The following is a 15,758-nucleotide window of genomic DNA, read 5'->3' on the forward strand; positions in this document are numbered from 1 at the left end:
GCAACATGAGGCAAAAAAACAACATTTCGTTCTAAAAAATCGGAAATCCTTGACAACGCCCGCTTCAATCGCGGCCCCCCCCGTAAGCGTTTTGAACAAGGGAAATCAATTTTTCAGATTTTTCTATAAAACCCAACCGAGTGGTCGAAAACGCGAGCTAGTTTTTTTGTGAATTCGGCAGTTTCAGTTCGAATCATCCGAATAGCTCACGCGAACTCAATCGCCAGCAAACTGACTTCTATCATGAAAAACCACAAAATTACTCTGACTCTCATCGGACTGTCGATCGTTGGATTGACGGCCGAGACTGCCCAGGCAGGGTTCGTGACCTTCACGGATCGAACAGCATGGCAGAACGCGGTGGCCACTTACGCGGTGGTCGATTTCAACAAAATCTCCAGCGATCACAATCTCGGCACGTCCGGAAGTTTTGACGCGGGACCGTTTACTCTCTCTGCATCTGGTCCATGGGCTTCCGACAACGGGATCGAAGCATACGATCCATCGCCGGCCAACATTCAGGCACTCAACCAGGACCGAAACATCGATGGGACGACCTACTTTTCGGGAGACACTGACGACGGAACAGTCGTCACCATTGACTTCGACGGATCGGTCACCGCCTTCGGATTCGACTACACAAGCTTCAACGGCGGAATTCCGTTTGAGTCGTTCAAGTTCGGCACTTACGAAACCTTCTTCCCGTCGAGCAGCGGGTTCTTCGGAGTCGTTGAAACATCTTTCAATGCCTTCAGCCAGATCACCATTCAAGGGGACGACGGAGCATGGGGAGCGGACAACTTCAGCTACTCCGCTGCTCCAAACCTCAACGCGACCGTTCCGGAACCGGCATCAATTGCGATGTGGGGAGTGGCTCTGGCGAGTGGTTGTGGATTGCAAATGCGTCGAAAGAAATCGGCGTCGCACAACGCATAACCAACGCAACGAATTCAGCAAGAAAATAGCGCGAAGCCGGCCAGATATTATAGCACTTGGAGGATTTTTTCAGCGGCTCTCGAACATCGCACGAATCGGTGCGAGCACTTGAACAGAGCGAACCAGAGTTTTCACTCAATCAATCGCATCCGTTCCCGAGAACCTGTTCGAAAGCTCGCTGAACACTGGAAGCAAGAATGAGGGGGGGATTCGTCACGGATCGTTTTATCGTCCGTGACGAATCTTTTTTTATTGGCACTCAGTATTGGCTCGTGTTCAGTAACGTCTTTTGATCATTGTCGTCTCTTGAATTGATAGGACGCGAGTCTCGACAACGACAAAGTGGAACGCAATCATGGCTTGATGAACTTCACCAAGACCGGGAGATCCTTCGTTCGATGAATCTCCACCGACCTGAGTTTCACGTCTCCGATGATCATTACAATTGACGGCCCGGCCGGAACTGGAAAAAGCACAGTCGCTCAACGCCTCGCGCAAGTGCTTCAATTCGAATACCTCGACACCGGTGCCATGTACCGCATGATCGCTCTGAAAGTCCTCAGCTCCGCGGTGTCGCTTGAGGATTCCGATCAGGTCGCCAATGTCGCTGGGGCGACGCAACTCGAATTTGATCAGGGAGCAGCGATTCTGGATGGCGGGGATGTCACGCATCGTCTCCGAGAACCGGAAGTGTCAGCAGCGGCATCTGTGGTTGCTCAAAACCCCGCAGTTCGAGAAATTCTTGTCTCTCAGCAACAGGCGATCGCTAAAGGGTGCGACATTGTCTGTGAAGGGCGTGATCAAGGGACAATTGTCTTTCCTCATGCTGATTTCAAATTCTTTCTGACGGCAGCCGAAGAGATTCGTGCCCGTCGTCGAATGGAAGATCTCCAACGTCAGGGAACGGAAGCCAGCTTCAATCTCGTTCTGTCTGAACAGCGAGAACGCGACGCCCGGGACGAAACGCGCTCAATCGCCCCGCTTCAACCAGCAGCCGACGCTGTGATTGTTGACTCGTCAGAAATGACGATCGATGAAGTGGTCACGCACCTTCAGGCGATCATCCGTAAATCACATTCGTGAGACACGGTTCCTTCCTTCGAATGATGCCGTTTCTCCACAGGAAACCCTGCGTCATCGTCATATTTTCACTCAGAGAGTTCACGAGAGGCTTGCCGACTCGATTGATCTGCAGTTTGTTTCATTGAACCGAAATTCCCTGTTTGACATCAAAACGCATCAACCGTAGATTAATTGAATCTGACTGGTGCTTCTCATCAGTACTTCATCAAATCAAACCACATCTTGTCATCGCCAGTAGCGTAAATATCTCTGAAATGAGTACGGGCCTCATTGAGGTGGAACGCAAGACAACTGACGACTTAGCAAGGATGAATCGAATGTTGGGCGAATTGATCCCATTAGGTGGCGGAGACAGCATCCCCTTACTTGAATCGAAAATCGTCATCGGTCGACGCAGCCGATGCGACATCGTTCTGGCGTTCCCAAATGTCTCCTCACAACACTGTGAACTCGAACTCCTGAACGGCTATTGGCAGATTCGCGACCTCGGCAGCCGTAACGGTGTCAAAGTCAACGGCGAACGGTGCGACCAAAAGTGGCTCCATCCGGGTGATCAGATTTCGATCGCCAAGAACCACTATGAAATCGCATACGAACCTGTCGGCGATGCACCTCCGGAAGACGACGATCCATTCGAAGTCGGGTTGCTTGAGAAAGCTGGCCTGCAGACTCGCGAAGCAGAGAGACGTCCCTCCAATCCGCCGCCTGCTCCATCTCGTCCCGTCAAAGATCGTTCTTTCGGTGAGGATGAAGATGCAGCCATGGAATGGCTGATGGGCGACGATTAAACAGTGGGAAAAAAACGGAAGTCCTCTCATAAGATCCGCGTTCAGTTTGAAAAGAACAGGCAGAAGCGCGTTCGAAACCAGAACCTGACGAAGCAATCTCTAGAAGATCTCGATCAGGTTGCCGACATGGAACACGGAGAACGGCTCTCAGGCAAAGGGTCTGTCAATCGTTACCGGACAATCCTCACGGATGAGGATGGTTCTCAACGAGAAATTGACGAGTCCGCTGTTCTCTCCGGCCGCGTCCTGAAATGTATCGGCGCGAATCATGTCGTCGTTCAGTCGGACCGGAATCATTCGAAGCCCGAAGTTTTCACGTGTACGGTGCGGCGAGTCGTGCGAACTCTCTCGCGCGACTCAAGAAACCCCGTCGTTGCCGGGGACCACGTCAAATTTCTTCCCGTCAATGAAACAGAAGGAGTCATTGAACGGGTCGAGCCGCGTGACAGAACTCTCAGTCGAGGAAGTCGCCGGGAAGCGCATGTCATCGTGTCGAATGTCGATCAGGCTGTGATTGTGGCTTCGGTCGATGAGCCTGTCCTCAAACCTGGACTGATTGACCGATTTCTGTGCAGCACCGAAAAAGGTCAAATCCGGGCCATTATCTGCCTCAACAAAATCGACCTCGGCGATCGCGTTCAACTCCAGCGACTGGTCGGACAGTACGCCCGCCTTGGGTATCCCGTTGTCATGACCGATGCCGTTCAGGGTGAAGGGATCGATGAACTCAGACGACTGTTGATCGACAAAGAAACCGTTTTCACCGGGCAAAGCGGCGTCGGGAAGTCATCACTTCTCAATGCGATTCAGCCGGGACTCTGGCGCGACACCGGAGAAGTCAGCGGAGACACCAATAAGGGTCGACACACCACTCGTGTGACCGAACTCATCCCGCTCGAAGCCGGTGGTTGGGTGGTCGACACACCTGGAATTCGCCAACTCGAACTCTGGGATGTCGCTGCGGAAGAAGTTGAGGGGCTCTTCATTGAATTCCGCCCTCACGTGAGCCATTGCCGGTTTCCCGACTGTTCTCACACGCACGAAACGCAGTGCGGGGTCAAATCCGCCGTCGAACGTGGGCAAATCTCTCGTCTTCGTTACAAGAACTTCCTGCGAATTGTCTCCCTTGAGAACCGACACGTCCGAAATCCCGCTTTTGAGGTCGACTTTTTCGACGATCAACTCGAATAAGTCGATCTCGCTTTCCGACGATCGCCAATCTCCTCAGATGGTCTTTCCATCGGGTCTCAATCTCAATAGAGTAAGTGCGCAGTCGAGGCGAAGATGGAAGACTCTTCCCGTACACGATCCCTCTGCAGTAATGGTCACGAACGGAGTTATGATCAGATGTTGACGTGTTCCTCCCTTGCGAGAGTCATCGCTACTGGTGTGTTTCTCGCCGGGATTTCAACTTCTACAGTCTTCGGCCAAAACGTCAAACCGGATGTCGTTCTGACATACAAACCGGCTCAATCGGGTGTCGATATCGATACCCCGACTGGTGCAGAGATCGCCCAGTGTGAACTGAAAGTTGAGTCCGAGGGGAAGAAATCTGGATGGGTTCTTTACGGACCGACCGGACAAGTCCTTCGCCGATTCATGGACACCAACGGGGACCAGAAGGTCGACGAGTTCAAATACTTCAAATTTGGCCTCGAGGTGTACCGCGATCTAGACACGGATGGCGACAACAAAATCAATGAGTCCCGCTGGGTCAACACTCATGGAACTCGCTGGGGTGTGGACACCGATCAGAACGGAACGATCGACTACTGGAAAATCATCTCGGCGGAAGAAGCGACTCGCGAAGCCGTCCTTGCGATGGCAAACGGAGACGTCGCTCGACTCGAAGCTGTCTTTCTGACTCCTCAAGACGCTCAAGCGATCGGCCTGGATCAATCGATTTCAAACAAGTTTCTGGCGAATCGCAACACGCTCGCCAAGCAGCTTCAAAGTGTTCTCGCCGACTCGAAGATCATCAATAAATCGACGGAATGGGTTCGATTCGACAGTTCCATGTTGATGCCAAATCTCGTGCCTGCCGATGCTGGCAAAGCTCAAAAAGACCTTCTGGTTTACGAGAACGTCATGGCCATTGTCTCCAATGGTGACGAAAACGGATTCGTTCAGATCGGGGAAATGGTTCAGGTCGGATCGAACTGGAGGTTGACCCAGTGCCCGCGACCGATTGAGGGAGGACGATTCGACCTCGGCGAAGGCGGACTCCTGCTGCAGCCCACAATTCCCGGAATTACCCCCGGCACATCGGAAGGCATCAGCCCCGAAATGCGGGAACTCGTCGATCAGTTGCGTGAACTCGATGCCAAATCGCCAACCGCTGACACTCCTCGCGAAGAGATGATTCGTTTTAATGTCGAACGGGCAGCTTTGCTTCAAAAGCTGGCAGATCTCTCAGCCACAGCCGAAGATCGCACACTCTGGCAGCGGCAGCGACTCGAACTCATCGCCGCAGCGACACAGATGCAGACATTCCCCAACGGACTGGCTGAGCTCAAAGCATCAATCGACAAACTTCGTGCCGATAAATCTGATCCGGAATTACTGGCTTTCGCCGTCTTCCAGAACATGCTCGTCAGCTATAACGTCCAACTTCAAACGGCCGAACCAGAACAACGCGAAGAAGTGCAGGCACAGTGGCTCAAATCGCTTGAGTCATTCGTTGAGGAATTCCCCAAAGCTCCAGAAGCTGGTGATGCTCTTCTACAACTGGCCATCACTGAGGAATTCAACGGAGATTTGAAGGACGCTCGCGTCTGGTACACACGCTTGGTGAACGATTATCCAAACTCCTCCGCAGCTCAACGAGGACAGGGAGCGCTGCGTCGACTTTCTCTCGAGGGTCAACCCGTTTCGATTTCCGGAACAACTTTCGGAAGTCAAAGACCGATCGATCTGGCGAGCTATCGTGGCAAAGTGACAGCAGTGATCTTCTGGGCGACATGGTGCAAACCGTGTACGGAAGATCTCCCTCAAATTCAGCAACTCTATAGCGAATACCAACGTCAAGGGTTCGAGATCGTGGGCGTCAATCTTGATACTCCCGGTGCTGATGTCGAAGGCTACTTGCGAAATTATCGTGTCGTCTGGCCTCAGATCATCGAAGAGGGTGGACTCGAAGGTCGACTTGCCATCGACTATGGAATCATCTCGCTTCCAACAATGTTTCTGATCGATAAGTCCGGACGAGTGGTCAACAACAGTGCGTCGGTCGACGACCTGAAAACGAAAGTGCCGGAACTGCTTCGCCAGTAAATGAGTCGCTTCGCCGTTTCGCCGTGGCGAATGCTCTCTGTTTCTGGTTGCCATTGAATCGCATCACGCCAGGGTGAGGGAAGGTCCACCACATCCCGAGAAATTGAATCCCCTGCTCTGGCCCGCGCGATCTATTCGCCGTCGCTCAGGTTTTCGATTCGGCAATGCGCGCGAATCGGTGAAGCCGATGCCGTTTGATGCTGCTGTAATCAGTGTCCCCATTCGATCAATCGGTTGTCATGACATGATTGCCGAATCGGAAACTCGCCCGATCATCAACTCTGCAGATAGCAGAACTCTGACGGCAACCCGGCAACAACGGGTTGCGTTGCCTCATCCGAAATCAACATCGCGTCGCTGCGACTCGCGAACGAGTCCAGTTTCTTCCATCGGATGCAGCGATTATTCATAACTCTTTTCGAGATAAATTGTTGCGCGCTGTTTCTCTGCTCTTTCCTGTGTGAGTTGCTGTCACCAGACAATTCCGGCATCTAGAATTGCCTGACGTTTTGGCCGGCGTGCGATCGGACTGTTCTTGAAACCAAAGTGTTTTCCGGGGCTCCGCTTGCGCGTCCTTCCAGAACTCGTGTTCAAATCTCAGAAGCGGTCGATATTTCAATCGTCATCACCGTCAGTGCGGACTGAAATCCGGCTGTTTTCTCGACTCGGACCGCTTTTTGCATGTGATTTCACATGCGACATCGAGTCGACTGATTCTGTCAGAAGATGACCGACCAAATCCGTGAGCATGTTGCTATCAATTAAAGGAACTCCATGTCTGAAAAGATTCTGACCGCGCTCCCCGTCTTCAATGAAGAACGTCACATTCGACCTGTTCTCGCTGAGGTTGCCCGGTACAGTCCGGAAATCCTTGTCGTGAACGATGGATCAAGCGACGGAACAGCTGCCGTGCTGGATGAAATTGACGGAATTCACGTGGTCACGCATGAGAAGAATCGCGGTTATGGAGCTGCGCTCGACAGTGCGTTTCAGTTTGCGATCAATAACGATTACGACGTTCTCGTAACGATTGATTGCGACGGCCAGCATCAACCTCAACTCATTCCGGAACTGGCTGATGCGGTCTTTCACAGCGAAGGAGCCCCCTGGGACATCGTTTCCGGAAGTCGATACCTTCAGATCTTCGATGAAAACTCAATTCCGCCCGCTGAGCGGCGACAAATCAACGTGTCGATCACTGAGCAGCTCAACAACTGTTTTGACTTGAACTTGACCGACTCGTTCTGCGGTTTCAAATCTTATCGAGTCGAAGCTCTGAAGAACTTTGAGATCACAGAGTTTGGATATGCGATGCCGCTTCAGTTCTGGATTCAAGCTGTGGGGCACAATTTGAAGGTCCGGGAATTTCCGGTTCCACTGGTTTACCTCGAAGAAGAACGGTCTTTTGGGGGCTCGCTAGATGATTCTCGTCAGCGAATGGCGTACTATCAGTCCGTACTGAAACGGGAAATGGAAGCTCAAGGGGTCCCATGCGGCTCCGATGCAAAGTCCTGACGCTCGGCCATTCCCGTTTTCTCGCCAGTTTTAGCTTCGAGTCTCACTGAATGATGTCCCGCCCTGTTTCCTCTGATTCCATCAAGCTTCGTGCTCCAAAAACGAGTGGATCGGTTTTATCGATTCCCGAGTTGGAGACGGCAATTCACGATGCGCAACGGAATGCCGACGATTTCGCCTGCGCGAATGTGCAGATTGCGGGTGTGCCACTTTCCGAGTTTCGTGCTGCAACTCGACGAGAGCTGATTCAACGGGCTGCCGATTGGACGAATCAGGTCACCGGCTCGATGATGGTCTGCGCGGAGTGTTCTCATCACGCTTCGTTACTTTTCGTCACAGGACATCAGCCACAACTTGCTCACCCAGGCGTCTGGGCAAAGAACTTCGCAGTCGCCTCAATGGCCCGAGAAGCCTCCGGCGTTGGACTGAATATCATTGTCGACAATGACACCGTTCAGACTCAGTCGCTGCGAATGCCGTCCGGATCAGAGGAGCGACCAAACCTCCTCAGTCTCAGTTTTGACCGCCCGCAACCTCAACAACCGTGGGAAGAACTGAAGATTCTGGACCGTGAGTTGTTTGACACCTTCGGAGACCGCGTCGTCGAGGCGATGTCAAATTGGGGAATCGAGCCACTCATTGCGAATGCATGGCCTGCGGCGATTCAGAGCGCGAATCAAAGCAACTCAATGGCCCGTGCCCTTTCCGCTGCACGAATGAGCCAGGAGCGGGAATGGGGATTGGGAAATCTTGAACTTCCCCTGAGTGAACTTTGTCAGACAGATTCATTCCTGAAGTTTGCTGCCCATTTGATCGAACACGCCCAGGAATTTCACGCTGCATACAACGAAATCGTCACCGAATACCGCCAAGTCCACAAAATCCGCAACGACCGGCATCCCGTCCCCAATCTCGAATCGAGTCCGGACGGACTCGAGCTTCCGCTGTGGTACTGGGTCGAAGGCGACCATTCACGCGGCCAAGTCTTCGTCAAGCAAGACGAGGATCGTGTTGAGTTGTCCTGTTTGGGAACGACCATCATGTCGTCGACGAAAGACGGCCTGTTCGAAGGCCTCAAACAACTCACTGAAAACGCAAAACTCCGCACTCGCGCATTAACAACAACTCTGTTTTCCCGACTTTGCTTTGCTGATCAATTCACTCACGGAATCGGCGGCGCGAAATATGACGAGATGACAGACCGGCTGATCGAGTCCTTTTTCGGAACCGCTCCACCTCGATTTCATATTCTGACAGCGACATGCCATCTTCCCATTGCTTCCCACTCGGAAGCTTCCGAACGGGTCAGCGACATCCAAAGACGACTTCGCGACCTGCGATTCAATGCGGACCGTTACCTCACAGGTCCCGAAGCTGATGCCCTCCGAGAGCGCAAAGATCAACTGATTCGCCAACACTGGCAGGCTCAGACGGAAGGATTCACGCGTGCGCAGCGACGTGAGCGGCAATTGGCGAACCGAGAACGTCACCGCCAGTTAAAGGAAGTTCAACAAGCACTGCATGCACTGGCGATGCCTCAGGAAGAACAGTTGCGTCGGGAACTGGAACAGGCGGAAGCACAACTTCGAGCACACCAGATTCTGGGCAGCCGGGAATTTCCTGCGGTTCTCTTTCCGAGCCAAACGATTCTTGACCTGCAGTCAAAGATGGCTCGTGATGTTCACGTCAGTCTGTAATTCACTGCGCGCTGTAGAGACGTCCCGCTTCAACGCTCGGAATTTTGGTTCAAGGCACTGCTGATCGGGTGATTCTTCGTTTGAATGCGGCACTCTGCTTGATGAGACCGCCGGTCGCAAATCGGAAGGTCTGAATCACCACCTCTGTCAAGACCGGAAAATCTCATTTCGGCAGAATACGCAACAGTTTCATGTGTTGCTCAGATTTCGACTTTTCCGGCTTTCCAGTTTCTTCAAACCTGTGTTAATCTTTTAACCACTGAACACACTCATCACTTGAAGTCATTTCATTCGAACGGCACGTTCAATCGGCATGGAGGCCAATGTGGAGCCATCTTCTTCTTCCGAAAATCGCCTGGACGTTCAAATCCGATGGTTGATTCGTCGGGACATGACCGACGTTATTCAAATTGAACAATCAAGCTATGGGGAAGCCTGGACAGACGAAGACTTCCTCACTTGTCTGCGTCAGCGAAACTGCATTGGAATGGTCGCAGAACACGACCAGAAGATCGTTGGTTTCATGATCTACGAGTTGCACAAGTCACGATTACACATTCTGAACTTTGCAGTCGCTCCGGAAGCTCGACGCCAAGGCATCGGAACGCAAATGGTCTTGCGTCTGATCGACAAGCTTTCACAACAACGTCGCAGCGAAATCTTGATCGAAGTTCGCGAGAGCGACCTCGACACCCAACTCTTCTTCAAGAAGCAAGGGTTTCGCGCTGTTTGCGTTCTTCGCAGACACTTCGACGACACCGAAGAAGACGCCTACACAATGCGTTTTCAACTGGCTGCCGAGCATGGGATCGACTCCCAGTTCGCGATTCGCAATCGAATCTCACAGTTCGGGGCTGCTTGAATTTGCCGCCTGAAGCTGCCTGATTCAAACACGTACCGGAATGCGATTTCAGAGTCACTTTCAATTCGTTCGAATCGATTCGAGACGCTGATTTTCGCCACCTTGCAGAATCAAACGATGTCCAATGCCGCATCCAACCGATCGTTCGGACATCCAGAGACTGAGGACTGACTGCCGGTAAACAGGCAAATAAGCAATCGAAATCATTGAATCCCCCCTGGTGCGCTCGTCACAGTTGACGGCGCATTTTTTTTGCGCCTACTCGATTGAGCCTGTCCTATGAACACGTTCTCGAGTTCCCCATCGCAATACGTCGATGTTTTCGGCGCGCTGGACCGATCAGATTGCCTCACTTAGACTACAGCCTTTTCGAATCTGTGTTCACGGACTGATCTCTGCAAGCATCACGCTGCGTCGTCTGTTCGTCTGCACTGAACAAGCCATTACCCTCGTTCGAATTCACCAATTTGTTCACCCGGCTGGCTGACGTCATTGCACTTCGATTGGGTCCGTTCATTGAATGGCCATCTCGCAACTCGCAGAAAAACACTTCGACCGACGTTGTGAGATCTCGAAGTGAAAAGATCGGAAAGTTCACTCACGAAGTGTCGCTTTCCCCAAGGAGGATAAGCGACAAGAACGCGAATTCTCTGAGTGTCTCTTCATGATTGTCAGTCCGCGCAGCCTCTGGATGTCCCTTCGTGGATCAGGCACTCTCGAAAGTTAAAGTTCTCGTCGAAGCCCTCGAATGGATCAGACGTTTCCGCGATCGCTACGTTGTCGTCAAGTTGGGTGGCAGCGCGCTGGAAGAACCTGAGTCCGTGAAACGATGTCTTGCTGATGTCGTCTTCATGGAAGCAGTCGGAATGCGTCCGATCCTCGTCCATGGCGGCGGAAAAGCGATCAGCCGAAGCGTCGCAGAAGCGGGCATCGAGCCCCGATTCGTACAGGGCCGGCGATACACTGACGAGAAAACACTCGAAATCGCGACACGTGTCCTCACCGAAGAGATCTGTGCATCTCTGGTTGATCTCATCAAAACACAGGGCGGACGTGCGGTTGGATTGCACGTTAACGAACAGCCCGTGCTGGAGGGCAAGAAACTCACTCTGCAGGATGCGAACGGTGAGTCGATCGATCTTGGACGAGTTGGGTATGTCACAGGAATTCGAGAAGACGTGATCCACAGTGTTTGTCGGGGAGGCGTCATTCCCGTACTTCCTTCGATCGCAATCGACACCGAAGGTGGATCGCTCAATGTGAATGCGGACACCGCCGCAGCTGCGATTGCTGCACTGATCGGTGCCGAGAAACTTGTCTTTCTGAGTGACGTTCCCGGGATCTTTCTGAACAAAGAAGACCCGTCAACACTCGTCCCGCACCTGACAATTCGTCGCTGTCGAGAACTGATCGGCGACGGGACCATCGCCACCGGAATGGTTCCCAAAGTCGAAGCTGCGCTCGATGCACTGGAAGTCGGAGTCGGAAAAGTACACATCATCGACGCCAACATCCCTCATTCGCTATTGTTGGAAGTCTATTCCGATCAAGGGATCGGAACGGAAATCGTCGGCTGAATCTCAGCCCTCGACACGGAAACTCGTCGAATCGTTTCCGCGGTCCAGTGACGTGAACAATCGTGGTGTTCCGTTGTCAGATGTTGTTTCTCGACACCGGATTTCGTGTTTTCATCCTGCCGATTCGTATCGGACATCCAAGTCAGTTTCAGTACAGAGTTTTCATGGCCACACAACCCCGCAGCAGTCAAGAAACGATCGCGTTGTTCGATCAGTACGTCATCCCCAACTACCGACGATTTCCAATCAGTCTGGTTCGTGGCGAGGGAAGTACTGTCTACGATGCCGAAGGGAAAAAGTATCTCGATCTATTTCCCGGATGGGGATGTAACATTCTCGGATACTCTCCGGAACGAGTGATTCAGGCTGTTCAGGAACAGGTGGCGCGTCTGATCCATGTTCCGAATACGTGGTACATGGAACCTCAGGGAGAGTTTGCGGAAGCACTCTGCACGCGAGGATTCGGAAAGAGCTTCTTCTGCAACAGCGGGGCCGAAGCGGTCGAAGGAGCAATCAAACTCGCACGGCTTCATACGTCAGAAAATCGCTACAAAATTATCTCCTTTCAGAACGGGTTTCATGGCCGCACTTATGGAGCGGTGACCGCAACAGCGCAACCGAAGTACCATCAGGGAATCGGCCCCATGGTCGCCGGGTTCACATACGCCCCGCACAACGATCTCGATGCAGTCCGTGAATTGATCGATTCTGAAACGGCCGCCATTCTCATCGAGCCTGTTCAGGGTGAGGGCGGAGTCAACACGCCTGCGGAAGGGTTTCTGCAGGGGCTCCGCGAACTCTGTGACGAGAACGAAATGGTCCTCATCTTTGATGAAGTTCAGACAGGCATGGGAAGGACCGGAAACTGGTTCGGCTACCAGACGTTCGGAGTTCAGCCGGACATTATGACGATGGCCAAAGGAATCGCAGCGGGAATCGCCTGCGGGGCGATCATTGCCAAGGACGAAATCGCTCCGTCGCTTCGCCCCGGAATGCACGCCAGCACCTTCGGAGGAAATCCCATCGCGATGGTGGCAGGAAACGCGACCATCGAAACGATCGAAAGCGAAAATTTGCTCGAGCACTGCCAGACAATGTCGTCGCAGTTCGAGGAGTTCTTCACCAAACTCAAAGAGGAAATTCCGATCATCCGCGACCTGAGGGTCTGCGGAATGATGATCGGAATTGATCTGACAATCGAGTCAGCCCCGGCGGTTGGCCTCGCTATGGAACGCGGACTCTTGCTCAATTCGACTCACGACACCGTGATCCGCCTTCTGCCAGCACTCAATGTGACGGAGAGCGAAGTTGCACAAGGTTGCGAAATCATCGCCGATGTGATTCGAGAAATGGCCGAGTCCGCTGCTCCTCAAAACTAGAGCAAGTTGCTCTTTCCTATGCACTCGCTTGCGCCGTTTCATCAGTCAAAAGGCTCAGTTGGCTCGTGAGAGAGAGTGCAAATCAAAGAACTCCTCTCATGAAAAGAACCGACCGGTTGACTGCTAGGACGACTTGAGATTCCCCACTGGAGTATGTTCTGCCAGATCGGCGATCATGAGCTTCGCAGCCGATTCGACAGCTTCTTCCCAGCGGGCCTCTCCGAATTCTTCGGCCAATGGGCTCTTGCGGTAACTGAAAATGATGCCTCGTGAGCTGTTGATCACAGCTCCGAGGCCATTTGAATCAAACGCCGAAGCGACATCTTTCGACGTTCCTCCCTGACTTCCGTATCCCGGAACCAGTAGCGGAACGTGCTTCATTCGCGCGCGGAGCTCTTCAAGTTCTTTGGGAAAGGTCGCTCCAACAACAGCTCCGATGGACCCGTATTCCGCTCCGTTTGCGAATTCACTGGAGAGTCGCTCAACTCCGTCGGCCACCGCTTCGAACAGCGTGGAACCTTCGGTCGTTCGATCCTGAAAGTCCCCTGCCCCTGGATTGCTCGTCCTGACCAGAACATACAGCCCTCCCCCGACTTCAGAGGCGCGTTGGACGAATGGCTGGAGAGTGTCCACGCCCATATAGGGATTGACGGTCAGAGCGTCCGCCGCGAACGGAGCAGACGACGGATCTTCTCCCGCGAGATAGGCATTGGCGTAAGCTTGTGCGGTGGAACCGATATCTCCTCGCTTCGCATCACAAATCACGATCAACCCGGCATCGCGAGCAGCGCGAATGACGTTTCGTAGTGCCTGAACACCTTCGGGCCCGCATTCTTCGAAAAACGCAGATTGAGGTTTCACTGCCGGAACAAGTGGCGCGACGACATCGATGATTCTCAAACAGAATTCTTCGTAAGCAGATGCCCGGCCGATCATCGAATCACCGTGCTTGTCCAATGCCGATGATCGAATTGTCTCAGGCAACTGTTCCCAGCGTGGATCGAGTCCAACAAGAGCTGCGGTCTGCTTCTTTTGAATCGCTGAATGAAGCCGCTGGATATAAGGAATCATAACTCACTCACTTTGAAAGCATTTCTCGAATTCGTCTCCACGAATTCGCACGAGCAAATAGAACGAAAACAATTTCCAACCGTCGATGCAACGCGCCGGTGAGAACAAGAATCCCAAGGTGCGGTTCACTCTTCAGTATTGGACTCAGACACATGAGCCACTGCTTCGTCTTTCGGTTGATCGACACGATACAAGTACTGATTCGTTCGAATGAAGAGACTTCCATCCGACACAGAAACGGACGACATTCCCCCGCCGTCCGCGAGAGTGTTCTTCGACAGCAGTTGGAATTCGGGGTCGACTTCAAAGACGAAAACCGTTCCATCTTCATCGGGAACATAGAATTTCTCGCCGACTTGAATTGGAGTAGCGCTGAAATTCCCTCCAAGTCGTTCACGCCACTTCTGTTTTCCGGTCTCCAGATCGAACGCCGCCAGTGTTCCATCATCCGCGAGCAAGAGAGCTGTGTTTTCGACGATGACCGGTGACGGAACATAAGAGACATTTCGACTCCCTTCCCAGATGACCGAAGCATCGGTGCCGTCGCCTTCAACTTTCACACACAGAATCTGCTTTTCGTCGTACCCACCGCTGATCAGAAGATACGGATCAGAGGAAGCGACACTGTTCGCAGTCACTTTGGATGGCCCATCGATCGTCCACAACAATTCTCCGTTCGACGGATCGTAGCTTTTGGTCTGTAAGTATCCTGTCTGAATGAGTTGAGGACGCCCCGCGAGTGTGGCAACGATCGGAGTGGAATAATTCCCCCGCTGTCCAGGACCGTCTCTCTGAACTCTCCAAAGGATGTCTCCACTTGCTCGATCGACTGCGGCTAAGAATCCGTTGAGAGAGCTGTCGCCAGCAACAATAACACTTCGACCAAAGAGAGTCGGAGACGCTCCAAAGCCGTGATCAGACTGATACGGACCAGCATCGCAGTCCCAGACAAGCGCCCCTTCCATGTCATAAGCAGCCAGCTGGACACGTTCATGATTGGCAAACGTCACGAATACGAGATGCCCATCACTGGCGGGCGTCGCCGAGGCTTGAGAGTTCTTCGAATGGATTCTCGGCAGCCCACCTTGATTGACAACTTGATTCCAAAGCACCTCGCCCGTCTCTCTGGAAAGACACAGGAGCGATTGCGTCTCCTTTTGCGGATCGGCCGTCGCGATGAAGACACGATCCCCGACGATGACAGGAGATGCATGTCCTCGTCCCGGAATCTCATGCTTCCAGGTGACGTTCTCGCTTTCAGACCATTGAACCGGCGTGTTCGAATCGGCCAGTTCTCCGTTCTGATCCGGACCTCGCCACATCGGCCAGTCGCCCTCGGAAATTTCAATGTCAGGTGCCTGACTCTCGGACGATTCGTTGCCGACGGAGACCGTTTCAATCTCCATCATCTTTCCTCGACGTCCACAGCCCATTCCAAGAATGCAGAGAAAGACAATCCATACGAATCTGTTCATCATTAAGTCTCGAAGAATGGTGAGGGGAATCGGCCCCATGGTAGCCAGTCGCGAGTCGGATTTCACTCGGTGTCCGTGAAGTTCGGGGAAAGTGTCGCCTGG

The 15,758-nt window shown here is 52.8% G+C and carries 12 protein-coding genes; 10 read left to right on the plus strand and 2 right to left on the minus strand.

All coding sequences use genetic code 11. The annotated features are described in order from the left end of the window. Nucleotides 1–243 precede the first annotated feature (243 nt). The 10 genes from KOR42_RS13440 (at nt 244) to KOR42_RS13485 (ending at nt 13,110) form a co-directional block, all read left to right on the plus strand. Nucleotides 244–936 (plus strand): hypothetical protein, encoded by a 693-nt coding sequence (locus KOR42_RS13440; RefSeq protein WP_146510344.1) that lies wholly within the window; start codon nt 244–246, stop codon nt 934–936. Nucleotides 937–1,368: 432 nt separating this feature from the next. After that, nucleotides 1,369–2,019: a (d)CMP kinase gene (cmk, locus tag KOR42_RS13445; RefSeq protein WP_146510345.1), complete on the plus strand. Its 651-nt coding sequence runs from the start codon at nt 1,369–1,371 to the stop codon at nt 2,017–2,019. A gap of 308 nt (nt 2,020–2,327) precedes the next feature. After that, complete coding sequence (locus tag KOR42_RS13450) at nt 2,328–2,807, plus strand: FHA domain-containing protein (protein WP_231740916.1); 480 nt, start codon at nt 2,328–2,330, stop codon at nt 2,805–2,807. A 3-nt stretch (nt 2,808–2,810) separates the two neighbouring features. Continuing rightward, a complete protein-coding gene (rsgA, locus tag KOR42_RS13455; protein ID WP_146510346.1) occupies nt 2,811–3,998 on the plus strand; it encodes a ribosome small subunit-dependent GTPase A in 1,188 nt (395 codons plus the stop codon). 156 nt (nt 3,999–4,154) lie between these two features. Beyond that, entirely contained in the window at nt 4,155–6,080 is a 1,926-nt protein-coding gene (locus tag KOR42_RS13460) for a redoxin domain-containing protein (protein WP_197441161.1), read from the plus strand. Between the two features lie 774 nt (nt 6,081–6,854). Next, nucleotides 6,855–7,595 carry a glycosyltransferase family 2 protein gene (locus KOR42_RS13465; protein WP_146510348.1) on the plus strand — a complete coding sequence of 247 codons (741 nt, stop codon included), beginning with the start codon at nt 6,855–6,857 and terminating at the stop codon, nt 7,593–7,595. A 50-nt stretch (nt 7,596–7,645) separates the two neighbouring features. After that, nucleotides 7,646–9,292 (plus strand): hypothetical protein, encoded by a 1,647-nt coding sequence (locus KOR42_RS13470; RefSeq protein ID WP_231740917.1) that lies wholly within the window; start codon nt 7,646–7,648, stop codon nt 9,290–9,292. Between the two features lie 391 nt (nt 9,293–9,683). Next, entirely contained in the window at nt 9,684–10,154 is a 471-nt protein-coding gene (gene rimI, locus KOR42_RS13475; protein ID WP_231740918.1) for a ribosomal protein S18-alanine N-acetyltransferase, read from the plus strand. Between the two features lie 701 nt (nt 10,155–10,855). Continuing rightward, nucleotides 10,856–11,731, plus strand: coding sequence for an acetylglutamate kinase (gene argB, locus KOR42_RS13480; protein WP_146510351.1), 876 nt, complete (start codon nt 10,856–10,858; stop codon nt 11,729–11,731). A gap of 164 nt (nt 11,732–11,895) precedes the next feature. Then, nucleotides 11,896–13,110: an aspartate aminotransferase family protein gene (locus tag KOR42_RS13485; RefSeq protein WP_146510352.1), complete on the plus strand. Its 1,215-nt coding sequence runs from the start codon at nt 11,896–11,898 to the stop codon at nt 13,108–13,110. A 123-nt stretch (nt 13,111–13,233) separates the two neighbouring features. On the opposite strand, the gene pyrF is transcribed toward KOR42_RS13485, so the two are convergent. Further along, entirely contained in the window at nt 13,234–14,181 is a 948-nt protein-coding gene (gene pyrF, locus KOR42_RS13490) for an orotidine-5'-phosphate decarboxylase (protein ID WP_146510353.1), read from the minus strand. A gap of 125 nt (nt 14,182–14,306) precedes the next feature. Continuing rightward, complete coding sequence (locus tag KOR42_RS13495) at nt 14,307–15,722, minus strand: outer membrane protein assembly factor BamB family protein (protein WP_231740919.1); 1,416 nt, start codon at nt 15,720–15,722, stop codon at nt 14,307–14,309. Nucleotides 15,723–15,758 lie beyond the last annotated feature (36 nt).

The sequence above is a fragment of the Thalassoglobus neptunius genome, from assembly GCF_007859735.1.
GTDB classification, from domain to species: domain Bacteria; phylum Planctomycetota; class Planctomycetia; order Planctomycetales; family Planctomycetaceae; genus Thalassoglobus; species Thalassoglobus neptunius.